A 26,176-nucleotide genomic window follows, 5' to 3' on the forward strand; every position below is an offset into this window, starting at 1 on the left:
ACGGCCGACACGCCGTCCCCCTGGTATCCACACGCCCCACGCGCCTCCCGGACCTGCGGCTACCGATAGCCTCGGCTGTGTGGCGGAACAGCAACCCTCGCACCAGTTCGAGCGCGGCACGGACGGACCCAAGGTCATCGTCGTCGGCGTGGACGGCTCCGACTCCTCGCTGCGCGCCGCGGCGTACGCGAGCGGCCTGGCCAGGCGGCAGAACGCGCTGCTCGCCGTCGTCTACATCCAGCCGGTCATGGCCGCGGGAGCGGCCTTCGGGGCGCCGGTCGCGGAGACGACGGACCGGATCGCGGAGGACCTCATCGCGCAGATCCGCGAGGCCGCCGGACGGCTCAAGGGCATATACGCGGTGCGCTGGGAGTTCCACACCTTCCGCGGCGACCCGTACAACGGCCTGGTGAAGGCGGCGGACGAACTCACGGCGGACGCCGTGGTGGTCGGCGCCTCCGAGCAGGCGGGGCACCGCATCGTCGGTTCGGTGGCGATCCGGCTGGTGAAGGCGGGGCGCTGGCCGGTCACGGTCGTCCCGTAGCGGCCGGGGCCGTGTGCCCCTCACCGGCCCTCACCGGCCTTCACCGGTCGTCGCCCTCATCCGGAGGCGGTGCCCTTCGACCGGAGGGCGCCCGGGAGCCGAGGAACCCCGAGGCCGGGGCCCGTCCGTCCCCCGCCGGCGCGCCCGTCGACGGGAGGGGCGCGCGACCGTCCGGGGCCCGCTGAACCGTTCACCGTGCCGTTCACCGACTGCATCGACCGCCCACCGCAGACCCGTGCCCCGCCCCTGTCCGAGCGGCGCGCCAGCCGCTGGCATACAGGCCATGACGGCCGGAACCACCACCAAGACGACCGCCGAGCACGAGCTGGCCGCGCTGCAGCGCGAGCACGGACGGCCCCTCTTCGCCTTGCTGCTGCGCCTGTCCGACGGCGACCGGCAGCGCGCCGAGGATCTGCTGCAGGAGACGTTCGTACGGGCCTGGCAGCATCCCGAGGCGTTGCGCGCCGACGACTTCGCCTCCGTACGCCCCTGGCTGCTCACCGTGGGACGACGGCTCGCGATCGACGCGCGGCGGGCCCGTCAGGCGCGGCCCCCCGAGGTGGGTGACGCGGTGCTGGACAACGCCCGGGTGTGCGCGGATCACGCCGAAAGGTCGGCGGCGACGCTCGATGTGCGGGAGGCTGTGAAGACTCTCACTCCCGAGCACCGTGAAGTCCTGGTGCAGGTGTACTTCCAGGGGGCGAGTGTGGCGGAGGCCGCCGCCGCGCTCGGAATTCCGCCCGGTACCGTGAAGTCGCGGGCCTACTACGCGTTGCGGGCCCTGCGCCGGGTCCTTCCGGGATACGCGGCCGACCTGCGGTGAAACCGAGCGCCGGGTCAAGCCTCCGTAAAGCGCCTGCCAAGGACCATGGTTGAGTATTCCGCTTGTCCTCATCCGTGTTCCGACCGAGAGCCCGGGTCGGGCGACGCGCACGCACCGGAGGAAGGCAGGAAGGGATGCTGCACAGAGGTCAAGAGAGCACGGACGGCACCGGCGGGGGGGAACTCACCGTCCCCATGGCCTGGTTGTACGCCGAGTACATCGCCGACGAGTTGTTGCGGACCGGCGACCTGATGCCGCCCACGTCCTTCGAGTTCCGCGCCGGGCGCGACGCCCTGGCACTGACCATCTTTCTCTCCGACAGCGACGGTGAGCTCTCGGGCATCCGGGTCGTCTCGCAACTGGACACCTGGCTCTCGCTGACCGCCTACGACCAGCCGTGGCAGGACTGGGTGCGTGAGCACATGGCCCGCCTCGCGGCCGAGGCGGGCGACCGCGGGGGGCCCGCCCCGGACCTGGAGCTGGCCACGGCGGCCTGGCGCTGGCTGGAGGAGACCGAACTGCTCGCTCCCGACCTGGACGCCGTACCCGGCGGGGGGCCGGTCCCGGGCGAGGACGACGGGCCCAAGGTGTGGACACCGGCCTGGCAGCTGGGCCTGCCACTCGGACACCTGGCGATCCATCTCTTCTGACTTCTTCCGCCCGCGCCCTCCGAGCCTCCGAGCCCCATCCGATCGGCCGTCCCCGCTTCCGACCTGCCGACCTGCCGACCTTCAGACCTTCAGACCCTTCGACCTTTCGACCTTTCGACCTTTCGACCTTTCGACCACACTCTTCGATCCCCCGTCCGACCGGCCCCCTCCCCTTCCGACCGCGCCCTCGATCCTCCGTCCGCACCCTTCGAACAGTCCTTCCCTCTTGCCGAACAGGCGTTTCGTCCTGCGACAGACCCCCAGCGACCTCCGGGCAGCCGTCCCGCGGACGCGTCCCGGGCAACTTTTCCGGGCACGCACCAATCCGCGGGCGCGCTCGCTCCGAACGTCTTCGTCGCGATTCCGGACGGGCTTGAGTGATTCGGCGGTCTGGTCCGTACCGGTGGGCAACAGCAACACCACCCCCACCCCGCTCGATCGCCACGAGGATTCGGTATTCGGTATGAGGTCCCTGGAACGGCATCGTGACGTCGGCGCCTACGCGCTCGGCGTGCTGGACGAGGCGGATGCCTTCCGCTTCGAGGATCACCTCATGGAGTGCCCCCAGTGCGCGGCGCACGTGAGTGAGTTCCGACCCGCCGCACGGCAGATGATGCTGTACCGGCGGGCCACACCGCGCTCCGTGCACCCGTTCGCGGCACCCGGCCCGCGGCTGCTGGACACGCTGCTCGACCAGGTGGCGGCCCGCCGGCGGGCCGGCCGCAGGCGCTGGCTGTACGCGGTGGCGGCCGCCGTGGTCTTCGCGGCGGGCGGCCCCGCGATCGCGATGGTGACCTCCCACGACTCGGCGTCCGGCGGCTCCGTGTCCAACCAGGCCGCCGCGACCGACGCGGACACCGGCGTCTGGGCCCGGATCACCACCCAGGACCGGGTCTGGGGCAGCGAGGTCGGCGTCGAGGTCAAGGACTCCGGGGGCCCGCGGCCCTGCCAGCTCGTCGCCGTCGGCAAGGACGGCTCGGAGCAGACGGTCACGAGCTGGATGGTGCCGGGGCACGACAGAGCGTCCACCAGCATGCGCGGCGGCGCCTCGATGCCTTCCTCGGACATCAGCCGGTTCGAGGTGCGCACAGCGGACGGCAAGCATCTGGTGACGGTCAAGTCGCCCTGAGCAGAAGCTATTTGAGCAGCCGGGACATCCGCCGGTCGGCCAGTGGCCTGCCTCCCGTCTGACAGGTCGGGCAGTACTGCAGCGAGGAATCGCTGAAGGAGACCTCACGGATGGTGTCGCCGCACACCGGACAGGGCTCGCCCGCTCTGCCGTGCACCCGCAGCCCGCTCTTCTTCTCCCTCTTGAGACGGCCCGCGGCCACCCCGCGGGAACGCTCCACCGCCTCGGTGAGCGTCCCGCGCAGCGCCTCGTACAGCCGGCCGGTCTCCTCGGGCGTCAGTGAGGAGGCGAGCTTGAACGGGGACATCCTGGCGGCGTGCAGGATCTCGTCGCTGTACGCGTTCCCCACGCCCGCGATCAGGCCCTGGTCCCGGAGGGCGCCCTTGAGCCGGCGCCGCTCCCCCTCGAGCAGCCCCGCGAACCGTGCCTCGTCGAAGTCGGCGGCGAGCGGGTCGGGGCCGAGGCGCGCCACGCCGGGGATCTCCTGCGGGTCCCGGACCACATGGACGGCGAGTCTCTTCTGGGTGCCCGCCTCGGTGAGGTCGAAGCCCTCGCCGTTCGCCAGGGCGACGCGCAGCGCCAGCGGGCCCTTGCCCGGTCTGGGCGGGCCGTCGGGCAACGGGTCCCGCCACTGCAGCCAGCCCGCGCGGGCCAGGTGCGTCACGAAGTGCAGGCCGTCGGCCTCGATGTCGAGGAACTTGCCCAGCCGGCGCACGGCGGTGACCTCGCGGCCCTCGAAGGCGGTGACGGGCGGGTCGTAGGTCTTCAGGACACTGATCGCGACGGGCAGCACGCGCACTACCTCGTGGCCGACGAGATGGTCGGCCAGGAAGTCCTTGAGCGCTTCGACCTCTGGCAGTTCCGGCATGCGTCCAGAGTGCCACCCGGCACCGACACCACCATCCGGATCACCGGCCGCGCCACGCCCCTTCCGCGCCGGGCCGAGCAGCGGCCGCGCCACGCCGTCGGTCAGTCCCGTCCCGGGACGAGGAACTCGCACCACACGCACTTGCCGCCGCCCCGGGCCTCCACGCCCCAGACGTCGGCGAGCCGGTCGACCAGCAGCAGGCCACGGCCGGAGACACCCGACTCGCCCGCCTCCCGTCGGCGCGGCAGGGCACTGGAGGAGTCCTCCACCTCGACGCGCAGCCTGCGGTCGGGGCCGCTGAGGACCCGCAGGGTGACGATCGCGGGGCCCTCGGTGTGCATGAGGGCGTTGGTGATCAGTTCGTCGGCGACGAGTTCGATCTCGTCGGCGCGCTCCGCGGCCCCCCAGGCACGGACCGCCGCCCGGATCATGTGCCGGGCCTCGGTGAGTGCCTCGGAGTCGCCGGGCGCGACACGCTGCTGGAGCCGGCCACCGGACTGCCGGAGGCCGGGGCCGCGGCGGCGCAGGAGCAGCAGGGCCACGTCGTCCTCGCCGCCGCGTTCCTCGGCGACGTCGATGAGCCGGTCGGCGAGATCGCGTACGTCCTCCGGACCCGACCGGATCAGCTCCATGAGGGTGTGCATCCCCTCGTCGAGATCGACGCCGGGCTGCTCCACGAGGCCGTCGGTGCAGAGCATCAGGGTCTGGCCGGGATCGAGTTCGACCGTCTCGACCGGATATTCGAGGCGTCCGAAGAGGGCGGACAGGCCGAGCGGCAGACCTCCTTCGACGGACAGCCGGCGGCAGGTGCCGTCGGTCTGCCGGACGAGCGGGTCGATGTGGCCGGCCCGCACCAGCTGGACGACTCCGGTGGACAGGTCGGCCTCCGCGTACAGGCAGGTCGCGAAGCGTTCGGTGTCGAGTTCGTGCAGGAAGACGGAGGCACGGGCCATCACGGTGGCGGGGGTGTGTCCCTCGGCGGCGTAGGCGCGCAGCACGATGCGCAACTGGCCCATGACGGCCGCCGCGTGCGTGTCGTGGCCCTGGACGTCGCCGATGACGGCGCCGACACGGCCGCCCGGCAGCGGGATCAGGTCGTACCAGTCGCCGCCGATGTCCCGGCCGAGGGAGGCCGAGCGGTAGCGGACGGCGGTGTCGGCGCCGGGCACGCTGGGGATGCAACGCGGCAGCATGGCCTGCTGGAGTCCCTGGGCGAGGTCCTTCTCCTGCTCGTAGAACATGGCCCGTTGCAGGCTCTGCGCGATGCTGCTGCCGAGTGCGACGAGGACGTTGCGCTCCTCGGCGGAGAAGCCGTACCGGTCGTTGTAGAGGAGGCCGAGGGCACCGATGGGACGGGCCTGCGCGATCAGCGGCAGGTAGGCGGCCGAGGTGATCTCCAGGTCGGTGATGTGCGGCCACAACCGCGGGTACGACGCGGCGAAGTCGTCGGGCGACTCGATGAAGCGCGGGGCGAGGGTGCGCACCACCTCGCTCATCGGGTACTCCTCGTCGATCCGGGTGATCAGGGTGCCGGGAACGAAACTTCCCGCGGGTCCCTCGGCGACGAGCCGGATGCGGCCGGCCTCGACCAGTCCCATCACCATGCTCGTCGCCCCGAGATGGGTGAGGCCGTGCGTGTCCTTGAGGATGTCGATGACGTCCTGGACGGTACGGGCGTGGGCCAGCGCCGCCGTGGTGATCTGCACGACGCTGGTCTGCTGGCGGCGGGCCTCGTCCTGGACGGCGAGCTCGTGGCGCGCCGCGCCCTCGCTCAGTTCCTGGGTGGCGTCGCGCACGATGCCGATGATCCGGCGCGGCCTGCCGGTCCCGTCGCGCCGGATGCAGCCCTGGGTGTGTGTCCAGCGCAGGGAGCCGTCACGGCGGCGGACGCGGAAGTAGGCGCCGTAGTTCTCACTGCCGTCCTTGATGGCCTGGGACACCACGGTGTCGAGGCGTATGCCCTCCGCCGGGGGCATCCGCACCGACAGGCCGTCGGGGGACCCGTCGAACTCGCCGGGGCGAAGGTCGAAGATCGCGTGGGCCTGGGCGTCCATGTGGAACAGGCCGCTGTCCAGGTCCCAGTCGAAGCTGCCCATGCGATTGAGCGCCAGGATCGGATCCGGGTGGGCGGGCCAGTCGTCCGGGAGGGACAGGGAGCTCGCTCCCCGATCAACCATGGGGCCACCTTGCCAGGATTTGCCGGATTATTCGACTTCTGGGGAGCCCGGTTCCGGGCCCTCCGAGGCGCGGGCCGGGGGCCGCCGTACTGGCGGCTTCCCGCCCGCTCAGCTGTCGAAGACGTCGGTCGGGGCGTCGAACACGGTGCCCCCGCCGGGTGGCTCGTCGGGCACCGGACCACCGCCGTCAGGCAGCCCGGGGAGTTCCGGAAGGGTGTCGGGTCCGGTCCCCTCGTCCGGCCCGGGAACGGTGCCCTCGTCCGACGGCCCGGCTGTGGGCTCGCCCACGGTCGGGGGCGGGGAGGTGACGGTGGCCGTGGGGCAGTCCGGGGGCGCCAGCACCGGAGTCTGCGCGGGCGGCACCTCGTCCGGGACGCTCCCGGTCGGACCGGGCGGGACGGTCACGGTCGGCGTCGCGCAGTCGGAGTCCTCGGGCGAGCGGCCCGTTCCGCTCGGCGGGTCGCCGGGGCCGGAGCCGGACGGCGATGCCCCCGGGCTCGTGTCCGGGCCCGGGGGAACAACGGGCGGCCCGATGTCGGGTGCTCCGGTCCCGGGCGGCCGCACGGCGAGGTCGCGGTGCCCGTCGTCGCCGGTCCGGCGCTCGATCCAGGTGTTGTCGTCGAGGTCGAGGAGGGTGACGCTGCCGAGTGCCGCGGGCGCGGGTGTCACCTCGATGACCTTGTCGGGCCGGTAGGCGGACCAGGACTGCCCCCGGGTGGCCGCGGTCCCGCGCGGGGCGACCGGCGGATTCAGCGGGTTGCCGCAGGCGCAGCGGAGCCGGGGCACGCCCCGGTCGTCGACGAGGACGGCGGTGCCCGCCTGCAGCACGGACTGGAAGCCGCTCGCCCGGCCGTCCCGGTAGCCGTGGTCGGTGACCCGGGTGTCGGCGCGCAGGACGACGGACGTCAGCCCCCGCAGAAAGTCCGGGACGGCGGCCTGTGCGATGCCCGCGGCCCGCGCGAAGGCCCGCGCCCTCGGGGGGTCGGCGGTGAGCAGTCCGGCCTGCCGGTCGACGTCGCAGCTGCCGGCCGCCCGGGTGCCGCCGTACAGGCCCGGTGTACCGCCCGGGAAACGGGCCGGGCGTGCCGCGGTCGTGGTGTCACCGGGCGTCGAGAAGTCCTCCGCCCTCGACTGCGGTGTTCGGGTGACGGGTGGCGGGGTGACGGATGTGGTGACCGTCGAGCCGGTGAAGGGGTCGGGCCCCCGGGCGGTGACCGGCTGGAGGAGGATCTCGCCGTCGGCGGCGTCGGACACCGTGTTCTCGTCGGTCCCGCCACCGTTGCCGCCGCACCCGGCGAGGAGGAGGGCCGCCGTGAGTGCGCAGGCCGTGACGAAGGTTGGGGTGGATATGCGCACCGCGTTCTCCCGTTCATCCCGGACAGGTCGATGACCATTGTCTGCGGCGCCCGGTTCGCTCACGCAAGCGGAGACGATCACCCAGCGTCACAATGGAAGGGAGAGGAGCGACCTGCCGTGGAGTGGTTCACCGCCCCCGAGTACTGGCTGAGCCGACTGGTCTTCCAGCGCGCCCTCGCCGTGGTCTATCTCGTCGCGTTCCTCGGCGCGGCGCTGCAGTTCCGGGCGCTCATCGGGGAGCGGGGGATGCTGCCCGTGCCCCGTTTCGTGGCGCGGGTGCCGTTCCGGCACGCCCCGAGCGTGTTCCACCTGCACTATTCGGACCGCTTCTTCGCGGTCTGGTCCTGGACGGGCTGCGCGGTGTCCGCCGCCTTGGTGGCGGGTCTCGACGGGTACCTCCCGCTCTGGGGCGGCATGGTGCTGTGGCTCGTCCCCTGGGTGCTGTATCTGTCGATCGTCAACGTCGGCCAGACCTGGTACGCGTTCGGCTGGGAGTCGCTGCTCCTGGAGGTGGGCTTCCTCGCCGTCTTCCTCGGCAACGACGAGGTCGCTCCGCCGGTCGTGGTCCTCTTCCTGCTGCGCTGGGTGCTCTTCCGGGTGGAGTTCGGCGCCGGTCTGATCAAGCTGCGCGGCGACGCCTGCTGGCGGAAGCTGACCTGCCTGGACTACCACCACGAGACCCAGCCGATGCCCGGCCCGTTGAGCTGGTTCTTCCACCATCTCCCCAAGCCGCTGCACCGGGTGGAGGTGGCCGCGAACCACGTCACCCAGCTCGTCGTCCCCGTCCTGCTGTTCGCCCCGCAGCCGGTCGCGACGGCAGCCGCCTCGCTGATGGTGCTGACGCAGCTCTGGCTGGTGCTGTCGGGCAACTTCTCCTGGCTGAACTGGACGACGATCGTGCTGGCCCTGGCCGCCGTCGAGTTCCCGGCCACTCCCCCACGGGTGCCGGGGCCGCCCCTCTGGTACGAGGTCGTGGTCCTCGCCGTCGCCGCCTGCCTGGTGGTCCTCGGCTACCGTCCCGCCCGCAACATGGTCTCCCGGCGCCAGGTCATGAACCGCTCCTTCGACCCGCTGCGCCTGGTCAACACCTACGGCGCGTTCGGCAGCGTGAGCCGGGTGCGCCACGAGGTGGTGGTCGAGGGCACCTCGGACGCGGTGCCGCGCGAGGACTCGGACTGGCGGGAGTACGAGTTCAGGGGCAAGCCCGGTGATCCGCGCCGCTGGCCGCGCCAGTTCGCGCCGTACCACCTGCGGCTCGACTGGATGATGTGGTTCGCGGCGCTCTCCCCCGCCTACGCCGGTTCCTGGTTCACCGGTCTGGTCGAACGGCTGCTGGAGAACGACCGCGACACGCTGCGGCTGCTGCGCCGCTCCCCGTTCCCGGCGGACGCGCCGCCCCGGTATGTCCGGGCCCGCCTGTACCGCTACCGCTACACGACCTGGCGCGAGCTCCGCGAGACGGGCGCGTGCTGGCACCGGACCCATGTGCGGGAGTTCCTGCCGCCGACGCGGCTGGAGTGGGGCGATCAGAGCCGGTAGACGCGCAGGGCGGTACCGCCGAACACGTCGGCACGCTCCCCCTCATCAAGCACATCGGTCAACTCCTCCGTGGCCGCGACGACTTGGGCGTACGACGCGGCCAGAGTGCACACCGGCCAGTCGGAGCCGAACATCAGACGGCCGGGGCCGAAGGCCGCCAAGGCGGTCTCCGCGTACGGGCGCAGGTCGTCGACCGTCCACCGCGCGAGGTCGGCCTCGGTGACCAGGCCGGAGAGCTTGCCCACCGTGTTGGGGAGCGCCGCCAGCGCCCGGACATGTCCCGCCCACGGGTCCAGGGAGCCGGCCGCGATCGGGGGCTTCCCCAAGTGGTCGAGGACGAAGGTGAGTTCGGGGTGTTCCATGGCCGCGCGGACGCAGCTGGGCAGTTGGTGGGGAAGCACGACCAGGTCGTAGACCAGGCCGGCCGCCGCGACGGCCGCCAGCCCGCGTCGCACGTCCGGCCGCAGCAGCCACTCGGGTTCCGGCTCGCCCTGCACCTGGTGACGGATGCCCTTGAGGTACCGGCCGCCCGGCAGCTCCCGCAGCCGGGCCAGTTCGTCGGCGACGTCCGGCCGGGTCAGGTCGGTCCAGCCCACCACTCCGGCGATCAGATCGCTGTGCCGGGCGAGGTCGAGGAACTCCGGGGTCTCCTCGGCCACGGTGACGGTCTGGACCAGGACGGTCCGTCCGATGCCGGCCGCGGCCGCCTCGGGCCGGAGGTCGTCAGCGGTGAAGTTCCTGCGCAGTGGGCGGAGTCCGGGCCCGGTGATCCAGTCCTGGTCCCGGACGGAGAGGTCCCACACGTGGTGGTGCGCGTCCACCCTCACGGCAGCTCCCACACGACGGGCAGCCCCGCCGCCGCGCCCTCGTCGGAGTAGTCGTGCACGACGTCGAGGAGTTCGGCCATCCGTGCCTGCCAGGCGATGTTGGCCGGCAGGCGTTCCAGTTCCGCGAGCATCCGGCCGTAGTCCTCGCACTCCAGGACGTGGAACAGGTCGGTGCCGCTGCGCCAGATCGTCCAGGAGGTGGCTCCGGCGGCCCGGATGGCGGCGGCGAGCTCCGCGGGAACCTTCCGGTGGGCGGCCTCGTACGCGTCGACGCGGTCGGCGCGCACCTTGGTGTGCAGGGCGATTCTCATGACGGGTCCTGTACGGGCACGGGGGCTTCCTCGGGCAGCAGTCCCGCCTCCCGCAGCTCCCGCCAGAACGCGGCGGGCACGGGAGTGGCGAACTGCTCGGCGCAGTCGCGGACCTCGTGTGCCGAGCGGGCGCCGACGAGTACGCTCACGACGGCCGGGTGGGCGGCGGGGAAGGCGAGCGCGGCGGCGCGCAGGGTGGTGCCGTGCCGCCCGGCGATCTCCTGGAGCCGCAGGGCCCGCTCCAGCGTCTCCTGGGGGGCGGTCGCGTAGTCGTAGGTCGCTCCCGGCCGCGGGTCCGCCAGCAGGCCGGAGTTGAAGGCGCCCCCGACGACGACCGAGGTGCCGCGTTCCAGGGCGGCGGGCAGCAGTTCGGCCAGCGCGCGGTGGTCGAGCAGCGTGTAGCGTCCGGCGCAGAGCACGACGTCCACGTCCGTCTCTCGGACGAAGCGGGTGAGCATCCCGGCCTGGTTCATGCCCGCGCCGATCGCGCCCACCACGCCTTCCGAGCGGAGTCTCTCCAACGCCGGGTAGCCCTCCTGGAAGGCCTGTTCGGCGTGGTCGTCCGGGTCGTGGAGGTAGACGACGTCGACGCGGTCGAGGCCGAGCCGTTCGAGGCCGGCCTCCAGGGCGCGTCGTACCCCGTCGGCGCTGAAGTCCCAGACCCGGCGGTGCGTGGCCGGCACGGCGAATCCGTTCGCCAGGTCGTCGCCGCCCGTGTCGGCGGGCTCCAGGAGACGGCCCACCTTGGTGGAGAGGGTGTACGCGTCGCGGGGCCGCTCGCGCAGAGCCGCTCCGAGTCGCCGCTCGGAGAGGCCGAGGCCGTAGTGAGGTGCGGTGTCGAAGGAGCGAATGCCGCCGTCCCAGGCCGCGTCCACGGCCTCGTACGCCTCCTCGTCGCTCAGCGCGGTGAACAGGTTGCCGATGCCCGCGGCGCCGAAGGACAGGGCGCTGACCTCGACACCGCTCCTCCCGAGAGTTCTCACCGGCCCACCGACCGCAGCCGCAGTCCCTGCATCCCGCCATCGACGGCGAGCGCGGTGCCGGTGGTGGCGCCGGACAGCGGGCTCGCCAAGTAGGCGACGGCGCCCGCGACTTCGGCGGCCGAGACGAGGCGCCCCGAGGGCTGGCGGGCCTCCAGGGCGGCGCGCTCGGCGGCCGGGTCGGGGGCGGCGTCGAGGAGCCGGCCGACCCAGGGGGTGTCGGCCGTGCCGGGGTTCACGCAGTTGACGCGGATGCCCTCGCTGAGGTGGTCGGCGGCCATGGCCAGGGTGAGGGAGAGGACGGCACCCTTCGACGCGGAGTACGCGGCGCGCTGCGGCAGTCCTGCGGTGGCGGCGATGGAGCAGGTGTTCACGATCGCCGCGTGCGCGGATTCCCGCAGGTGCGGCAGGGCGGCGCGGGTCGTCCGCACCATGCCGAGGACGTTGACGTCCAGGACCCGGTGCCACTCGGTGTCGTCGTTGTCCTCGACGGTGCCCTGGGCGCCGATCCCCGCGTTGTTGACCAGGACGTCGAGCCCCCCGAGGTCCTGGGCCGCCGCGGCCACCGCCGTGCGGACGGAGGCGTCGTCGCCGACATCGGCGCGGTAGCCGAGCAGCGGCTTCTCGACCCGCGAGGGGTCGAGATCGAGGACGGCGACCTGGGCGCCGCGGGCCGCGAGCAGCTCGGCGGTGGCGCGGCCGATGCCGGAGGCTCCTCCGGTCACCAGCGCCTTGAGGCCTTCGAAGTCCGCGGTCATGCCGCTTCCCCCTTCTGACGGTCGGGTTCCTGCCGGGCGAGGTCGGCGGCCCAGAAGGTGCCGCCGGGGTAGGTGAACTCCGCGATGGACTCCGGACGCATGGTGGCGGAGAAGCCCGGCGCGGTGGGTGCCGTGTAGTGACCCTGCCGGATCACCACCGGGTCGAGGAAGTGGTCGTGCAGATGGTCGACGTATTCGATGACGCGGTCGTCGGTGGTGCCGGAGAGCGCGACGAAGTCGAACATCGACAGGTGCTGGACGAGTTCGCACAGGCCGACGCCGCCGGCGTGCGGGCAGACGGGCACCCCGAACTTGGCCGCGAGCAGCAGGATGGCGAGGTTCTCGTTGACTCCGGCGACCCGGGCCGCGTCGATCTGCAGGATGTCGACGGCGCCGGCCTGGAGGAGCTGCTTGAAGACGATGCGGTTCTGGACGTGCTCGCCGGTGGCGACCTTGACGGGGGCGACCGCCTTGCGCACGGCGGCGTGTCCGAGGACGTCGTCGGGGCTCGTGGGCTCCTCGATCCAGTACGGCTCGAACTCGGCGAGGGCCCTGGTCCAGTCGATGGCCTCGTCCACGTTCCAGCGCTGGTTGGCGTCGATCGCGATGCGGATGCCGGGGCCGACGACGGAGCGGGCGACCCGGCAGCGCCGTACGTCGTCCGTCAGGTCGGCGCCGACCTTCAGCTTGATCTGGGTGAAGCCGCCCGCGACCGCCTCGGCGGCCAGCCGGGAGAGTTTCTCGTCGCTGTAGCCGAGCCAGCCGGGTGACGTGGTGTAGGCGGGGAACCCGTTCTCCCGGAGGGCCGTGGCGCGCTCGGCGGCCCCCTGTCTGCCGCGCCGCAGCAGTTCCAGGGCCTCGTCGGGGGTGAGGGCGTCCGTGAGGTAGCGGAAGTCGACCTGGCGTACCAGCCACTCCGGTTCGGCGTCGGCGAGCAGTTGCCACAGCGGCTTGCCCGCGCGCTTGGCGGCCAGGTCCCACACGGCGTTGACGACGGCTCCGATCGCCATGTGCATCACGCCCTTCTCGGGCCCCAGCCAGCGCAGTTGGCTGTCACCGATCAGGTCCCGGGCGAGGGAGCCCGGATCGGCGCACAGTTCCTCGACGGACCGTCCCACCACGTGTCCCCGCAGTGCCTCGATCGCCGCGACCTGGACGTCGTTGCCCCGTCCGATGGTGAAGGTGAATCCGTGCCCCTCTGGACAGTCGGCCGTGTCGCCGCGCAGCACGACGTAGGCCGCCGAGTAGTCGGGGTCCGGGTTCATCGCGTCCGAGCCGTCGAGCTCGCGCGAGGTGGGGAAGCGGACGTCGTAGGTGTCGACCGCGGTGATGCGAGCGGCAGTTGGGGACACGGAAGGCCTTTCGGTCCGGAACAGGGGGTACGGAGGGGTCCGTACGAGAGCGAGGGGGCGGTCAGTCCTGGGCGCGTCCGGTGGTCACGCGGGCGATCATCAGGGCGACCAGGATGATTCCGCCGTAGATCGCCTGGATCCAGAAGGACGGCACCTGGGCGAGGGTCAGCAGGTTCTGCACGACGCCGAGGAGCAGGACGCCGGTGAGGGCGCCGAACATGGTGCCCCTGCCGCCGTCGAGGCTGATGCCGCCGATGACCGCGGCCGCCATCACCGTGAAGATCATGTTGTTGCCCTGGTTGGCGCTGTTCGCGCCGACGTAGCCGGTCTGCATGATGCCGCCGACCGAGGCGAGGACGCCCGCGACGACCGACACCCCGAGCAGGACCCGGTCGACGCGGATGCCGGCCGCGCGGGCGGCGTCCGTGTTGCCGCCGATCGCGTACAGGGCGCGGCCGATCCGGTGGTACTTGAGGATCAGCCCGGCGACACCGAAGGCGACCGCCGCGAGCCACACCGAGAGCGGAACGCGCAGGAAGGTGGAGGTGGCCAGGGAGAAGAACGCGTCGGGCATGCCGAACAGCGTCTTGCCCTTGGTCGCGCCGACCAGCAGTCCGCGCAGGACGATCAGCATCGCGAGGGTGACGATGAAGGCGTTGAGCTTGAACTTCACCACGAGGACGCCGTTGAAGGCGCCGATGACGCCGCCCACGACGAGGACCGCCACGAGGGCGAGCCCGGCCGGCCATTCCGTGCCCCAGCCGGACTGGGCGGCGGGCAGGACCAGCAGGGCGCCGACGGCGGGCGCGATGCCGACGACCGACTCCAGCGACAGGTCGATCTTTCCGGTGATCAGGATCAGCGACTCGGCGAGGACCACCATCGCGAGGGCCGCGGAGGCACCGAGGATGGAGATGAGGTTGCGCTCGGTGAGGAAGGAATCGTTGACGATCGCGCCGAGCACCATGAGCAGCAACAGGGCGGGTACGAGGGCGAGTTCGCGGGCCCGGCGGAGCAGTACGGTCTTGGTGGCACGCCCGTCGCGTACTGCCGCGGCGGCGAGCGGCGGGGCCTTCGACTCAGCCATCGGGGCCTCGCTCCCCTCGGCCCGGGGTCCGGGGTTGACCCCCCGGGGAGATGCCGTAGCCATGGTCCACTCCTTCGATGGAGGCGATCAGCTCGTGGTCGTGCCAGCCCGCCGGATGCTCGGCGACGACACGGCCGTGGAAGAGGACGAGGACGCGGTCGCAGCGGCGCAGGTCGTCGAGTTCGTCGGAGACGACGAGCACGGCGGTGCCGTCGTCACGGGCGCTGTCCACGCGGGACAGCAGCGACTGCTTGGACTTCACGTCGACGCCCGCGGTGGGGTTGATGAGGATGAGGAGCCGGGGGTCGGAGGCGAGGGCGCGGGCCATCACGACCTTCTGCGCGTTGCCGCCGGAGAGGTCGGAGACGGGTTGGTCGGGTCCTTCGGCGTGGATGTCCAGGCGGTCGATCAGCTCCTCGGCGACCCCGCGCCTGCGGTCGGTGGCGATGAAGCCGTAGCGGCCGAGCCGGTTCAGGACGCTCAGGGTGGTGTTGTCACCGACGGTCATGCCGGAGACCAGCCCCTGCTCGTGCCGGTCGCGCGGCACACAGCCGACGCCCGCCCTGAGCGCGGCCTGCACATCGCCGAACGGGAGCGGCTCGCCGTCGAGTCTGGCCGTGCCGCCGGTGGGCCGGTGCAGACCGGCGAACGACTCGGCCAGTTCGATCTTGCCGCTCGCGCTGGAGCCGGCGAGCCCGACGACCTCGCCGCGGCGCACGGTGAGGTCGATGGCCTCGTACGCGTCCGAGGTGAGGCCCTCGGTGCTCAGCACGACGGGGGCGTCCGCGGGCGCGGCGTCCCGGGCGGCCGTCCGTTCGGCGATCGCCTCGCCCGCCATGGCCTCCACCAGCGCCGGCCGCGGGAGTTCGGCGACCGGCGCGGTGGTGATCCAGCGGGCGTCGCGCAGCACGGTGACCGTCTGGCACACCTCGTACACCTCCTGGAGGTGGTGCGAGATGAACAGGAAGGTGACACCGGACTCCTGGAGCGCGCGCATCCGGGTGAAGAGCCGCTCGATCTCGCGGTTGTCGAGCTGGGCCGTGGGTTCGTCGAGAACGATGAACCGGGCGCCGAAGCTCAACGCCCGTGCGATCTCGACCATTTGGCGGTCCTCGACCTTGAGGTCGGCGGTGCGGGCCTCCGGGTCGACCCGCACGTCCCAGGTCGCCAGGACGTCGGCCGCCTCGGACCGCAGTCTGCGCCAGCTGATCAGTCCACCGCGTCCCGTCGGCTGCCGGTTGATGAAGAGGTTCTCGGCGACCGTCAACTCCGGTACGACGGTGGGTTTCTGGTAGACGCAGGCCACCTTGCGGCGCCAGGCGTCGCGGTCGGTGAGCGGGGGCGCGGGTTCGCCGTCGAAGCGGACCGTGCCCTCGTCAGGGGCCTGCAGACCGGTCAGGATCGTGACGAGGGTGGACTTGCCCGCGCCGTTGCGCCCCACGAGGGCATGGGACTCGCCCGGCAGGACGGTGAGCCGGCCGTCTTGGAGCGCGACGGTGGGGCCGTACCGCTTGGCCACCCCGCGCGCCTCCACCAGTGGGGTACTCATTTGACCGTGTTGCCCCAGAGCTCGGGGTCGTCGACGTTTTCCTTGGTGACCAGCGGGGCGGGCAGCTGGTCCTCGAGGATGCCGCTGGGGAGCTTGACGATCGTGGAGTCGTGGTCGGTCGGACCGGTCTTGAACGTCTTCCCCTGCATGGCCGCCTTGATGTAGTACATGCCGTACTTGGCGTAGGCGTCGGCGGGCTGGGAGACGGTGGCGTCGATCTCGCCCTTGCGGATGGCGTCGAACTCCTGTGGGATGCCGTCGTTCGAGACGATCGCGATGTGGCCCGCCTGGCCTGCCTTCTTCAGCATCCCCTTGGACTTCAGGGTCTGCAGGGTGGGCGCGAGGTAGACACCGCCCGCCTGCATGTAGATGCCCTTGATGTCGGGGTTGGCGTTCAGCAGCGTGTCGAGTTTGGAGGCCGCGGTGTCGGACTCCCACTTGGCGGGGATCTCCAGGACCTTCAGCTTCGGGTAGTTCTTCTTCACGCAGGAGCGGAACGCCTCGGAGCGGTCACGGCCGTTGACCGAGGCCAGGTCTCCCATGATCTGCACGACCTTGCCGGAACCGACCTGCTTGCCCAGGAACTCGCAGGCCTTCTCGCCGTACGCGACGTTGTCGGCGCGGACGACCATGGCGACCTTCCCCTTGTCGGGGGCCACGTCGACGGCGACCACGGGGACGCCCTTGCGCTCGGCCTGGTCGAGACCGGCGACGATCGCGGCGCTGTCCAGGGGGGCCACGACCAGGCCCTTCACACCCTGGTTCAGCTGGTTGTTGATGTCGGTGATCTGCTGCGACGGATCACTGTTGGAGTTGACGGTCTTGAGGGCGTCGACGCCCTCGGACTTCGCCAGCTTCGGCACGTAGTCGTTGTAGGACTGCCAGAACGGCGAGGTCAGCAGGGGCAGGATCACTCCGACCTTGCCGCTGCCATCGCCTCCCCCGCCGCCGGAGGCGACGTCGTCCTTGGTGCTGCCGCATGCCGCGAGCAGGAGGGTCGCGCAGGCGGCCACAGCCGCCGCACTCACTGCCCGCGACGGGATTCGCCTGTTCCGCACTGTTCTGCCGGCCATCTGACGGCTCCTCATCGAGCGAGATCGAGCAGGACGCGTGGCCGGAGTCCCTCTTCCAGCCGGGACGAATATTTATCAGACCACTTTGGGTCCGCAACACCCTGCGGAGCCAAGTTTTCCTGGTTTTCGGCCGTAGTGGTCCGACCACATTGGTGGTTAGACTGCGGCGCACCCGGCAACAGGAGGAAACGGCGTGGACGAGAGCCTGTCCCACGGGACGGAGGGCGCCCCCCAGAAGGGCACCGTGACCGAGCGCGCCATCGAGCGGATCAAGGCGATGATCAAAGAGGGCAGTCTCGAGCCCGGCCAGCGGTTGCCGACGGAGCGCGATCTCGCCGCCCAGCTGGGGATGTCCCGCAGCTCGATGCGCGAGGCGATCCGCGCGCTCACGGTCCTCGGCGTGCTGGAGGCCCGGCACGGCTCGGGCATCTACGTCACGCAGTTGGAGGCCGGCGACCTCCTGGAGACCTTCGGCGTGGTGGCCGACCTCTCGCGCGGTCCGCGGCTGGTGGAGCTGCTGGAGGTGCGCCGGATCCTGGAGTCGACGGCGACGGCGCTGGCCGCCGCGCGGATCACCCCCGACCAGCTCGCCGAGGTGGAGAAGCACCTCGCGGCGATGAACGCGACCGACGACCCGGAGGAGATCCTCGCCCACGACCTGGCCTTCCACCGGGAGATCGCGGCCGCCGCGGGCAACGAGACGATGGCGGCCATCCTGGAGGGGCTCTCCTCGCGCACCTTCCGCGCCCGGGTCTGGCGCGGCTACCAGGAGGAGGGTGCCTTCGAACGCACCCGCCGCGAGCACGCGGCGATCCACCGCGCGCTGCTCGCCCACGACCCGGAGGCGGCCAGAGCGGCCGCCGCCGCGCACGTGGGCGAGGTGGAGCAGTGGCTGCGGACCCAGCTCGCTCCCTGAGGGCTGTCGCGTAGGGTGGTCAGGCCCTCTTCAGCCGCAGCGTCACCAGCTCGAAGGGACGCAGCGCCAGGGTGATCCGGTCGCCGTCGCGCTCCGGCGGCACGGCGTCCGCGAGGGGCCGCTCCAGCAGGTCGGTCACCGTGACACCCCCGGTCGCGAAGCCCGCGGTGAGCGTGGCCCGCGTCCGGCCGCCGCGGGACTCGTGGAAGCGTACGACCACGTCACCGCTGCCGTCGTCGGCGAGCTTGACGGCGGTCACCACGACCGCGTCCTGCTCGACGCCCACCAGCGGCTCGACTTCGCGCGCGCCCGTCAGAGGCCGCTCGGGCAGGTTGATCCGCCATCCCTCCCGCACCGCGTCCCCGATCCCGGCCCCCGGAACGAGCGCGTGCCGGAAGCGGTGGACACCCTGGTCGGTCTCCGGGTCGGGGAAGCGCGGGGCGCGCAACAGGGACACGCGCACGGTGGTGGTCGTACCGGAGTCACGCTCGCGCACGGTCCGGGTCACGTCGTGGCCGTACGTGGAGTCGTTGACGACCGCGACACCCCAGCCCGGCTCCTCGACGTGCACGAACCGATGGTTGCACGCCTCGAACTTGGCTGTCTCCCATGAGGTGTTGGTGTGGGTGGACCGGTAGAAGTGTCCGAACTGGGTCTCGGACGCGTACCGTTCGGCGTGCACGTCGAGCGGGAAGGCGAGCTTCAGGAACTTCTCGGTCTCGTGCCAGTCGACCTCGGTGTCGATGTCGAGCCGCCGCTCCCCCGGTGCCAGCGACAGCACCTGGGTGACCCGCGACGTGCCGAAGGACCGGACGATCCGGACCGACTCGCCGTCCGCACCGGGCCCGACCTCGTCGGCGTCCACCAGATCGGTGACCGTGTTGCGGTAGAACTCGTCGACGTCCCAGGCGTCCCACATGTTGGGGAAGTCGGGGTGGATCTGGAGCAGGTTCGCGGCCCGGTCCGGTGCGATCGTCTCGCGGCCGGCCTCGATGTCGTACGCCGAGACGACCAGTCCCCGGGCGTCGACCTCGACCCGCAGCAGGCCGTTGTCGAGGACGTGTCCACCCGCCTCGCCGGGGGCGAGCGAGACACCGCCGGGGTCGGTGGCCGGGCGGGCCGCGCCCGCCGGGACCCCGTCGCGGGTGTGCGGAGCGGAGTTGAACACGAGCCGGGTGGATCCTTCACCGGCGAGCGCACGCTGTGCCGCGCCGATGACGCCCTCCAGCTCCTCGGCGACCCGCTCGTAGGTCCGCCGGGCCTCCCGGTGCACCCAGGCGATGGACGAGCCGGGCAGGATGTCGTGGAACTGGTGGAGCAGCACCGTCTTCCAGATGCGGTCCAGGTCCTCGTACGGGTAGCGGAACCCGGTCCGCACCGCCGCCGTCGCCGCCCACAGTTCGGCCTCGCGCAGCAGGTGCTCGCTGCGGCGGTTGCCCTGCTTGGTCCGCGCCTGGCTGGTGAGGGTCGCGCGGTGCAGTTCGAGGTACAACTCGCCGACCCAGACGGGTGCTTCGGGGTGTTCGGCCTCGGCCTTCGCGAAGAACTCCGCCGGGGTCTCCCACACGACGGTGGCGGAGCCCTCCAGGTCCTTGAGGCGGGCCGCCTTCGCGACCATCTCGCGGGTGGTGCCGCCGCCTCCGTCGCCATAGCCGGTGGGTGCGAGGGAGTGCCGGGCGACCCCCTTGTCCTTGAAGTTCCTGGCCGCGTGGGCGATCTCGCTGCCCCGCATGGAGCAGTTGTAGGTGTCGACGGGCGGGAAGTGGGTGAAGATACGGGTGCCGTCGATGCCCTCCCAGCGGAAGGTGTGGTGCGGGAACTTGTTGGTCTGGGACCACGAGATCTTCTGCGTGAGCAGCCACTTGGAGCCCGCCGCCTTGATGATCTGCGGGAGTCCGGCGGCGAAGCCGAAGGTGTCGGGCAGCCAGGCCTCTTCGTTCTCGATGCCGAACTCGTCGATGAAGAACCTTTTGCCGTGGACGAACTGACGGGCCATCGCCTCCGAACCGGGCATGTTCGTGTCCGACTCGACCCACATGCCTCCGGCCGGGACGAACCGGCCGTCCGCGACGGCCTTCTTCACCCGTGCCCACACCTCGGGCCGGTGCTCCTTCACCCAGGCCCACTGCTGGGCCTGCGACATCGCGAAGACGAACTCGGGTTCGTCCTCGATGAGCGCGGTCATGTTGGAGGTCGTGCGCGCCACCTTGCGGACCGTCTCCCGCAGCGGCCACAGCCAGGCCGAGTCGATGTGCGCGTGCCCGACGGCGCTGATCCGGTGGGCGGAGGGCACGGCGGGTTGCGCGAGGACGCCCTCCAGCCGGGCGCGGGCCGCGGCGGCGGTGGCGCCCACGTCCTGGAGGTCGACGGCGTCCAGCGCCCGCTCCACCGCGCGCAGGATGTCCCAGCGCCGCGCGGACTCCACCGGGAGCTCGGCCATCAGCTCGCCGAGCACCTCCAGGTCGAGCACCAGTTCCCACACGGTCTCGTCGAGGACCGCGAGGTCCATCCGGGTGAGTGTGTACTGCGGCTCGCTGCCCGCGGTCTCCTTGTCGCCGAGCTGGGTGGGCAGGAAGGGGTGGTAGTCGAGGATCACCGGATTGGAGGCGGCCTCGACGTGCAGCCGGACCTCTTCGCCGCCCTCCACCGGCGCGCCGACGCGCACCCACTGGTTGCGTGGGTTGAGTCCCTTCACCGGAGTGCCGTCGGGCCGGTAGACGAGCCCCTCGCACTGGAATCCGGGCATGTTCTCGTCGAACCCGAGGTCGAGGACCGCCTCGACGGTCCGGCCGGCCCAGGACTCGGGGACGGTCCCGGTGACCCGGAACCAACTGGTGCCCCACGGAGCACCCCAGCGCGCGCCCACCTCGATCGGCTCCGGCACGGCCGCGAGCCCCTCGGGGACCGGGACCGGCTCTCCGGGCGCGTTCCACACCGCCACTTCCAGCGGCACGGACTCGGGGTACACGGCGGGTCGGATGCGCTCGTCGAGGACACGCTTGAGGCGGGCCTCGACCAGCGTGCGGTCGTCATGCATGGGTGGGCTCCGTGGGGTGAGGGGTGCGGGTTACCAGGTGTGCGTGGTCGTGGCGGGGGTCGAGACGGTGAACAGCTCCCCCACCGCGCGCAGTTCGAATCCTGCGGCGGCCTCGCCCCGCTCGGCCGTGAGGCCGCCCGCGAAGAACGCGGTCTGGCAGGTGCCGCCGACGAAACGACGTGTGCCGTCGGGGAACGTCCGGTACAGCTCGTAATGGCGTACGTCGCCGGCGGCACTCTGCCACGCGAAGCGCAGGTTTCCGCCGTCGGCGTCGGTGACGCGCAGGCCGGCCGGCGCGTCGGGGGTCACCGTCGTGTCCCGGACCGCGAGCCGGCCCAGCCGCCAGTCGACCGGACCGGATCCCGGGGCCAGCCGGACGCCCAGCGCGTGCACGGTCCCCGACAGTCCGGTCAGCCGCACGGTGGACGTCTGCCAGCCGTCGCCGCCGGTGGTGGGCACGGACAGGAAGGTGTACGGGGGTGCCCCGCCCGCCGCGCCCGGCTCCGCGGTGGCGACGGCCAGCTCCAGGGAGGTGCTGCCCGCGTCCGTACGGTGGGTCAGCTCGACCACCGTGCCCGCGCCGAGCGGCAGCCGGGTCGTGTACAGGTCCACCGTCGTCGGCGCGTCGAGGGTTCCGGAGACCAGGAGGCTGCTGCCGCCCCGCCAGGCGTCCGCGAAGTCGAAGGTGACGGTGGGGCGGTGGCCGGTGGTCCGCACGACCCAGCGACGGGAGGGCAGCCGGTCCTGGAGACCCAGGTGGTTCCAGGCGGTGTCCGAGGTGACCTCGCCGTCCTCGTACCACCTCAGGCCGTGGCCGGTGTTGAAGACGGTCGCGAACGGCAGCGCGCCGACGGTCGAACGGTCGGCGACGGAGACCGCCGGGGCGCGCCAGGCGGCGTTCGTGGCCGGCCGGGAGGGGTCGAGGGAGGAGCCGGTCCAGAACAGGTCGTCGGCGGCGTGGAAGTCGCCGGGGGTGCGGCCCGCGGGAAGGTGGTTGCGGGTCCACTCGGGCCGGTAGAAGCCGATCGACGTGGTGTGCGCCCTGGCGGTCGGCACGATGGCGTCCCAGTTGACGAACGCGTCGGTGCCGCCTGCCTCGACGTCGACGCCAGCCCACAACTCGTAAGGGCTACGGCCGAGTTGCCGCGCGGTGGTGGCGGAGGAGGCCAGACTGCTCTGCGACCAGCGGAAGTCGACGAACATCGAGTCGGCGGCCTGGAAGAACGCCTTGTTCTGGTTGTCGAGCGCTCCCTGCCAGCCGACCGAGCCGCTCACGGTCATCGCGTCGTACCAGGTGACGCGCTGTCCCCGGGCCGCGCCGAGCGCCTTGAGCTCCTTCAGGAAGCCGAGCACCGCGGTGGCGAGCGCGGTGTCTCCGCCGCTGGTCTCGGCGTTGACGAACCAGCCGTCGAAGCCGTACGCCGCCGCGACCGCGACCAGTCGGTCCGCGAGCGGGTAGTGCCCGCTCGCGTCCTTCTGCACCAGGTCGCGGGTCCACTGGAGACGGCCGCCGTAGGCGACGGGCGGCAGGAAGACGTTGCCGAGCACCGGCACGCCGTGCCGGTGGGCGGCGTCCACGATCGGGGCGTTCGGCGCGAGGATCAGGCCCTCGCCCGACGAGCCGCCCCAGAAGACGAGTTCGTCGAGGTAGGCCCAGTGGGTGAGGGCGTAGTAGTCGGCGTCGGCGGCGCCCTGGGAGGGGTTGGCCGACGTGGGCCCGAAGGAGACGAGGGACTGGACACGAGCCTGGCCGGCGCGGGCCGTGGTGTTCACGGGGGTGGGGGTGAAGCGGGCGGCGAGGGGCACGGAGGACGCGTTGAACGCCAGGTCCTTGTCGGCGTCGGCGCTCCATGTCCTCAGGCTGCGCCATGTGATGCCGGCGCCCGGGGTGCCCGGGGGCAGCGAGTCCGGGTACCAGTAGGAGGCGTACGGCTGGAGGTCGCGGCCGGCCGCCGCCGCGCGGCCGGGGACGCCGGGAAGCGCGGGGGTGAGCGCCGCGGCGGCTCCGGTGAGCAGAAGAGCGCGTCTGGTGAGGTTCACTGTGTGCTCCGTATCGTCGTGAGGACGGGTGGGGACGGGCTACTCGGTGACCTGATCGGGTGTGACGACTTCGGTGATGCCACGGGCCGCGAGGTGGTCCTTGTCGTCGGCGCGGCTCGCGAGAACGGTGGTGGGACGGGCGCCGTCGGCGGTGAGCCGGGCGAATGCCTCGAAGACGGGGCCGCCGGGGGCGCAGACGGAGCGGCCCGGCGCGGTGTCGACGACGAGCGCGGTGGTGCGTGCGCGGGGCCGGTGTGCCCGTCCCTCGCGGACGATGCGGGCGAGGGTCCGCGCGGCGGGCTTGGGCTGCCGGTCGCTCGTCAACAGGCCCAGGCTGTACTCGAGTTCGGGGAAGTCGGCCAGGTCGCGGCTGACGTCGTGCGAGCACCACCAGGTGACGCCCCACAGGTCGGGGCAGTCGAGCGCGTTCGTGACGGTCGCCTCGGTGAAGGCGGCCGCGTGCTCGGCCGGGATCAGCGGGGCGGGCGCGCCGACCTCCTGGAGCCAGACCGGGCGGCCCGGATCGTCGGCCCATGCCTTGGAGAGCTCGACGAGGTACGCGGCGTGGTGCTCGGTGGCGACGCCCCGGCGGCCGTGCCGCTGGGCCGTCCCGTTGAACACCCAGGAGTGCACGGCGGTGAGGGCGCCGAGCCGGGCCGAGTGCTCGGGCGTGAACGGCTGGTCGTCCTGGTACCAGGCGGCGTCGTAGGAGGCGTGCAGATGCGGCTTGCCGGGAGCGCCCTCCTCACAGGCCGCGAGCATGCGGGTCAGCCATGCCCCGGCCTGCTCGGGCGTGACGCGGTCCGGGTCGGGGTGCGGCCCGGCGGCGAACTGGTTGACCTCGTTGCCGATCGTCATGCCGATGAAGTTCGGCCGGTCGGCGAGCGCGGCGGACAACGTGCGCAGGTACTCGGCCTCCCCTTCGACCACGTCCGGGTCGGTGAAGATGTTCCGCCGGTGCCAGGTCCGTGTCCACGCCGGCAGGAAGTCGAAGCTCGACAAGTGCCCCTGCAGTCCGTCCACGTTGACGTCGAGTCCGCGTTCGGCGGCGGCGTCGGCCAGCGCCACGAGCTGTTCGACGGCGCGCGGGCGGATCAGGGTGCGGTTGGGCTGGAAGTAGGGCCACAGCGGGAAGACCCGGATGTGGTCGAGGCCGAGGGCCTCGATCGAGTCGAGGTCGGCACGTACGGAGTCGAGGTCGAAGTCGAGCCAGTGGTGGAACCACCCCTCGCTCGGGGTGTAGTTGACGCCGAAGCGCACGGCAGAGGTCATGCGGGATCCTTGCGAATCGGAAGGACGGACGGTTTCAGCCCTTGACCGCGCCCTCGCCCACACCGCGGAAGAAGTACCGCTGGAGACAGGCGAAGAGGGCGATCAGCGGTGCCACGGCGATGATCGTGCCCGCGGCGACGAGCCGTTCGTCGTTGGCGAACGTGCCGTGCAGGTAGTTGAGGCCGATGGTGAGGGTGAACTTGGAGGGATCGCTGAGCACGATGAGCGGCCACAGGAAATCGTCCCAGGCGCCCATGAAGGCGAAGATGGCGACGACGGCGAGGGTGCCCTTCACCGACGGCAGCGCGATCCGCAGGAACCGCTGCCAGACGTTCGCCCCGTCGACGTAGGCCGCCTCCTCGATCTCGTAGGGGAGGTTGAGGAAGGCGTTGCGCATCAGCAGTACGTTCATCGCGCCGACGCAGCCGGGCAGGACCACACCGATGAGCGTGTTGTTCAGGCCGAGTTCACGCATGGTGGTGAACTGGGCGATGATGATGCCCTCGACGGGGACCAGCATCGCGAGGATGAAGACGAGCGTCACCACCCGGCGGCCGCGGTAGCGCAGCCGGGCCAGCGCGTAGCCGGCGAGGGCCGAACCGACGCAGTTCGTCACGACGTTGGCGCCCGCGACCTTGAGGGAGTTCACGGCGTAGTCCCAGACGGGGATGGTGTCGGCGACGCGCTGGTAGTTGTGCAGTGTCGGGTGGCCGGGCAGGAGCGCCGGCGGCGAGTCGAAGATGTCCTCGGTCGGGCCCTTGAGCGAGGTGGACAGCTGCCACAGGAACGGGCCGACGGTCAGGGCGAGGACGGCGAGCAGCAGCAGGTAGCGCAAGGCGAGTTCCCACACCCGGATCCGGCGGCCGTGCTCGTCCGCGGCGCGGAGGCGGGGGTGAGGCCGGCCCCGCGGCGCCGGACGCCGCGCGGGTCGTGCCTTCTCCAGCACGCTCACGCGTCCTCCTTCCGGTCGGCGCGCAGCACGAGGAGCATCAGCGCGACGGTGACGACGAAGACGACGACGGAGAGGGCGGAGGCGTAGCCCACCCGGCCGGTCAGTCCGGTGCCGGTGCGCTGGACCAGCATGACGAGGGTGGTGTCCTCGCCCGCCGGTCCGCCGTCCGGGCCCGCCATCAGGTACACCTCGGAGAACACCTTGAAGGCGGCGACCGAGGAGAGCGCGCCGACCAGCACCATGGTGGAGCGAACGGCGGGCACGGTGACGGTGAGGAAGCGGCGTACCGCCCCCGCCCCGTCGACCGACGCGGCCTCGTGCAGCTCGCGGGGCACGTTGGCGAGCGCCGCCAGATAAATGATCATGTAGTAGCCGAGGCCCTTCCAGACCGTGACGGCCATGGCGCTCAGCAGGAGCAGCCACTGGTCGCTGAGGAAGCCGACCCTGCCGATGCCGACCGTCTCCAGCAGCGAGTTCACCAGGCCGCGTTCGTCCAGCAGCCACACCCAGATCAGGCCGACCACGACGATGGAGGCGACCACCGGGGTGTAGAAGGCCGACCGGAAGAAGGTGATGCCGGGGATGTTCTTCTCGACCAGCAGAGCGAGCAGCAACGGCAGCAGGACGAGCGCGGGCACGACCCCGACGACGTACAGCGTGCTGTTGCGCAGTCCGATCCAGAACATGTCGTCGTGGAGCAGTTCCCGGAAGTTGGCGAGCCCCACGAACGTGCCGGGGATCAGGGTGCGGCGGTCGGTGAAGGAGTTGACCACCGTCGAGACGAACGGGTAGAGGATGAAGACACCCGTGATCAGCAGCCCCGGTGCGGCGAACAGCCAGGGGCTGGAGGGCAGCTGGCGTCGCACCCGGGAGGCGGCGCGGGGTGTCCGCGCGCCGCGCCGCGTGTCGCCGGACAGGGTCGAGGGGCTCGCCATA

General features: G+C 71.8%; 22 protein-coding genes. 6 read left to right on the forward strand and 16 right to left on the reverse strand.

Translation table 11 applies throughout. From position 1 onward, the window contains the following. The first annotated feature begins 79 nt into the window (after positions 1-79). The 4 genes from ACFVTC_RS11040 (at position 80) to ACFVTC_RS11055 (ending at position 3,146) form a co-directional block, all read left to right on the forward strand. Positions 80-544: a universal stress protein gene (locus ACFVTC_RS11040; protein WP_168531334.1), complete on the forward strand. Its 465-nt coding sequence runs from the start codon at positions 80-82 to the stop codon at positions 542-544. A gap of 283 nt (positions 545-827) precedes the next feature. Continuing rightward, positions 828-1,367: a sigma-70 family RNA polymerase sigma factor gene (locus ACFVTC_RS11045; protein ID WP_168531333.1), complete on the forward strand. Its 540-nt coding sequence runs from the start codon at positions 828-830 to the stop codon at positions 1,365-1,367. Between the two features lie 134 nt (positions 1,368-1,501). Next, positions 1,502-2,017 (forward strand): hypothetical protein, encoded by a 516-nt coding sequence (locus tag ACFVTC_RS11050; protein ID WP_390126280.1) that lies wholly within the window; start codon positions 1,502-1,504, stop codon positions 2,015-2,017. A 463-nt stretch (positions 2,018-2,480) separates the two neighbouring features. After that, positions 2,481-3,146 (forward strand): zf-HC2 domain-containing protein, encoded by a 666-nt coding sequence (locus ACFVTC_RS11055; protein ID WP_390126281.1) that lies wholly within the window; start codon positions 2,481-2,483, stop codon positions 3,144-3,146. A gap of 7 nt (positions 3,147-3,153) precedes the next feature. Here ACFVTC_RS11055 and ACFVTC_RS11060 read toward each other — a convergent pair whose 3' ends face one another. From ACFVTC_RS11060 to ACFVTC_RS11070, 3 genes are all read right to left on the reverse strand, one after another. After that, on the reverse strand, positions 3,154-4,014 hold the full coding sequence (locus tag ACFVTC_RS11060) for an Fpg/Nei family DNA glycosylase (RefSeq protein ID WP_390126283.1): 861 nt from the start codon (positions 4,012-4,014) through the stop codon (positions 3,154-3,156). A gap of 101 nt (positions 4,015-4,115) precedes the next feature. After that, entirely contained in the window at positions 4,116-6,191 is a 2,076-nt protein-coding gene (locus ACFVTC_RS11065; RefSeq protein WP_390126284.1) for a SpoIIE family protein phosphatase, read from the reverse strand. A gap of 108 nt (positions 6,192-6,299) precedes the next feature. Then, positions 6,300-7,547 (reverse strand): DUF6777 domain-containing protein, encoded by a 1,248-nt coding sequence (locus tag ACFVTC_RS11070; protein WP_390126285.1) that lies wholly within the window; start codon positions 7,545-7,547, stop codon positions 6,300-6,302. Between the two features lie 117 nt (positions 7,548-7,664). On the opposite strand from ACFVTC_RS11070, the gene ACFVTC_RS11075 reads away from it, so the two are divergent. Next, positions 7,665-9,086, forward strand: a complete 1,422-nt coding sequence (locus ACFVTC_RS11075; protein WP_390126286.1) for a lipase maturation factor family protein — start codon at positions 7,665-7,667, stop codon at positions 9,084-9,086. On the opposite strand, the gene ACFVTC_RS11080 is transcribed toward ACFVTC_RS11075, so the two are convergent. From ACFVTC_RS11080 to ACFVTC_RS11115, 8 genes are all read right to left on the reverse strand, one after another. Continuing rightward, positions 9,074-9,913, reverse strand: coding sequence for an amidohydrolase family protein (locus ACFVTC_RS11080; protein WP_390126287.1), 840 nt, complete (start codon positions 9,911-9,913; stop codon positions 9,074-9,076). The two genes, ACFVTC_RS11075 and ACFVTC_RS11080, sit on opposite strands and share 13 nt — an antisense overlap. Continuing rightward, on the reverse strand, positions 9,910-10,224 hold the full coding sequence (locus ACFVTC_RS11085) for an L-rhamnose mutarotase (protein WP_390126288.1): 315 nt from the start codon (positions 10,222-10,224) through the stop codon (positions 9,910-9,912). Before ACFVTC_RS11085 ends, ACFVTC_RS11080 begins: the two co-directional genes overlap by 4 nt. Beyond that, positions 10,221-11,207 carry an aldo/keto reductase gene (locus ACFVTC_RS11090; RefSeq protein ID WP_390126289.1) on the reverse strand — a complete coding sequence of 329 codons (987 nt, stop codon included), beginning with the start codon at positions 11,205-11,207 and terminating at the stop codon, positions 10,221-10,223. The genes ACFVTC_RS11085 and ACFVTC_RS11090 overlap by 4 nt, the downstream gene beginning before the upstream one ends. Further along, positions 11,204-11,962, reverse strand: a complete 759-nt coding sequence (locus ACFVTC_RS11095; RefSeq protein WP_390126290.1) for an SDR family NAD(P)-dependent oxidoreductase — start codon at positions 11,960-11,962, stop codon at positions 11,204-11,206. The genes ACFVTC_RS11090 and ACFVTC_RS11095 overlap by 4 nt, the downstream gene beginning before the upstream one ends. Next, positions 11,959-13,314: an L-fuconate dehydratase gene (locus tag ACFVTC_RS11100; RefSeq protein WP_390126291.1), complete on the reverse strand. Its 1,356-nt coding sequence runs from the start codon at positions 13,312-13,314 to the stop codon at positions 11,959-11,961. Before ACFVTC_RS11100 ends, ACFVTC_RS11095 begins: the two co-directional genes overlap by 4 nt. A 61-nt stretch (positions 13,315-13,375) precedes the next feature. After that, complete coding sequence (locus ACFVTC_RS11105) at positions 13,376-14,401, reverse strand: ABC transporter permease (protein WP_390126292.1); 1,026 nt, start codon at positions 14,399-14,401, stop codon at positions 13,376-13,378. Further along, the gene (locus ACFVTC_RS11110; RefSeq protein WP_390126293.1) at positions 14,394-15,950 is read right to left on the reverse strand and encodes a sugar ABC transporter ATP-binding protein; all 1,557 of its coding nucleotides are present in this window, start codon (positions 15,948-15,950) and stop codon (positions 14,394-14,396) included. The genes ACFVTC_RS11105 and ACFVTC_RS11110 overlap by 8 nt, the downstream gene beginning before the upstream one ends. Then, on the reverse strand, positions 15,947-17,023 hold the full coding sequence (locus tag ACFVTC_RS11115) for a sugar ABC transporter substrate-binding protein (RefSeq protein WP_390126294.1): 1,077 nt from the start codon (positions 17,021-17,023) through the stop codon (positions 15,947-15,949). Before ACFVTC_RS11115 ends, ACFVTC_RS11110 begins: the two co-directional genes overlap by 4 nt. 193 nt (positions 17,024-17,216) lie before the next feature. Here ACFVTC_RS11115 and ACFVTC_RS11120 point away from each other — a divergent pair, with 193 nt between their 5' ends. Then, entirely contained in the window at positions 17,217-17,939 is a 723-nt protein-coding gene (locus ACFVTC_RS11120) for a FadR/GntR family transcriptional regulator (protein WP_390126295.1), read from the forward strand. 19 nt (positions 17,940-17,958) lie between these two features. Here ACFVTC_RS11120 and ACFVTC_RS11125 read toward each other — a convergent pair whose 3' ends face one another. The 5 genes from ACFVTC_RS11125 to ACFVTC_RS11145 are packed head-to-tail and all read right to left on the reverse strand — an operon-like array spanning position 17,959 to position 26,175. Then, a complete protein-coding gene (locus ACFVTC_RS11125) occupies positions 17,959-20,976 on the reverse strand; it encodes an alpha-mannosidase (RefSeq protein WP_390126296.1) in 3,018 nt (1,005 codons plus the stop codon). A 30-nt stretch (positions 20,977-21,006) separates the two neighbouring features. Next, positions 21,007-23,016 (reverse strand): endo-beta-N-acetylglucosaminidase, encoded by a 2,010-nt coding sequence (locus ACFVTC_RS11130; protein ID WP_390126297.1) that lies wholly within the window; start codon positions 23,014-23,016, stop codon positions 21,007-21,009. 39 nt (positions 23,017-23,055) lie between these two features. After that, a complete protein-coding gene (locus ACFVTC_RS11135) occupies positions 23,056-24,288 on the reverse strand; it encodes a glycosyl hydrolase (protein ID WP_390126298.1) in 1,233 nt (410 codons plus the stop codon). 34 nt (positions 24,289-24,322) lie between these two features. Beyond that, positions 24,323-25,240, reverse strand: coding sequence for a carbohydrate ABC transporter permease (locus tag ACFVTC_RS11140; protein WP_390126299.1), 918 nt, complete (start codon positions 25,238-25,240; stop codon positions 24,323-24,325). Then, positions 25,237-26,175 (reverse strand): carbohydrate ABC transporter permease, encoded by a 939-nt coding sequence (locus ACFVTC_RS11145; RefSeq protein WP_390126300.1) that lies wholly within the window; start codon positions 26,173-26,175, stop codon positions 25,237-25,239. Before ACFVTC_RS11145 ends, ACFVTC_RS11140 begins: the two co-directional genes overlap by 4 nt. Between the last annotated feature and the right edge of the window lies 1 nt (position 26,176).

Source organism: Streptomyces sp. NPDC057950 (genome assembly GCF_042887295.1).
Classification (GTDB): domain Bacteria; phylum Actinomycetota; class Actinomycetes; order Streptomycetales; family Streptomycetaceae; genus Streptomyces; species Streptomyces kaempferi.

Coding starts and splice junctions, on each gene's coding strand:
- ACFVTC_RS11095 (WP_390126290.1), bottom strand. CDS start 11,962: ATGACCGCGGACTTCGAAGGCCTCAAGGCGCTGGTGACCGGAGGAGCC.
- ACFVTC_RS11105 (WP_390126292.1), bottom strand. CDS start 14,401: ATGGCTGAGTCGAAGGCCCCGCCGCTCGCCGCCGCGGCAGTACGCGAC.
- ACFVTC_RS11135 (WP_390126298.1), bottom strand. CDS start 24,288: ATGACCTCTGCCGTGCGCTTCGGCGTCAACTACACCCCGAGCGAGGGG.
- ACFVTC_RS11145 (WP_390126300.1), bottom strand. CDS start 26,175: ATGGCGAGCCCCTCGACCCTGTCCGGCGACACGCGGCGCGGCGCGCGG.
- ACFVTC_RS11045 (WP_168531333.1), top strand. CDS start 828: ATGACGGCCGGAACCACCACCAAGACGACCGCCGAGCACGAGCTGGCC.
- ACFVTC_RS11125 (WP_390126296.1), bottom strand. CDS start 20,976: ATGCATGACGACCGCACGCTGGTCGAGGCCCGCCTCAAGCGTGTCCTC.
- ACFVTC_RS11065 (WP_390126284.1), bottom strand. CDS start 6,191: ATGGTTGATCGGGGAGCGAGCTCCCTGTCCCTCCCGGACGACTGGCCC.
- ACFVTC_RS11060 (WP_390126283.1), bottom strand. CDS start 4,014: ATGCCGGAACTGCCAGAGGTCGAAGCGCTCAAGGACTTCCTGGCCGAC.
- ACFVTC_RS11050 (WP_390126280.1), top strand. CDS start 1,502: ATGCTGCACAGAGGTCAAGAGAGCACGGACGGCACCGGCGGGGGGGAA.
- ACFVTC_RS11115 (WP_390126294.1), bottom strand. CDS start 17,023: ATGGCCGGCAGAACAGTGCGGAACAGGCGAATCCCGTCGCGGGCAGTG.
- ACFVTC_RS11055 (WP_390126281.1), top strand. CDS start 2,481: ATGAGGTCCCTGGAACGGCATCGTGACGTCGGCGCCTACGCGCTCGGC.
- ACFVTC_RS11085 (WP_390126288.1), bottom strand. CDS start 10,224: ATGAGAATCGCCCTGCACACCAAGGTGCGCGCCGACCGCGTCGACGCG.
- ACFVTC_RS11110 (WP_390126293.1), bottom strand. CDS start 15,950: ATGAGTACCCCACTGGTGGAGGCGCGCGGGGTGGCCAAGCGGTACGGC.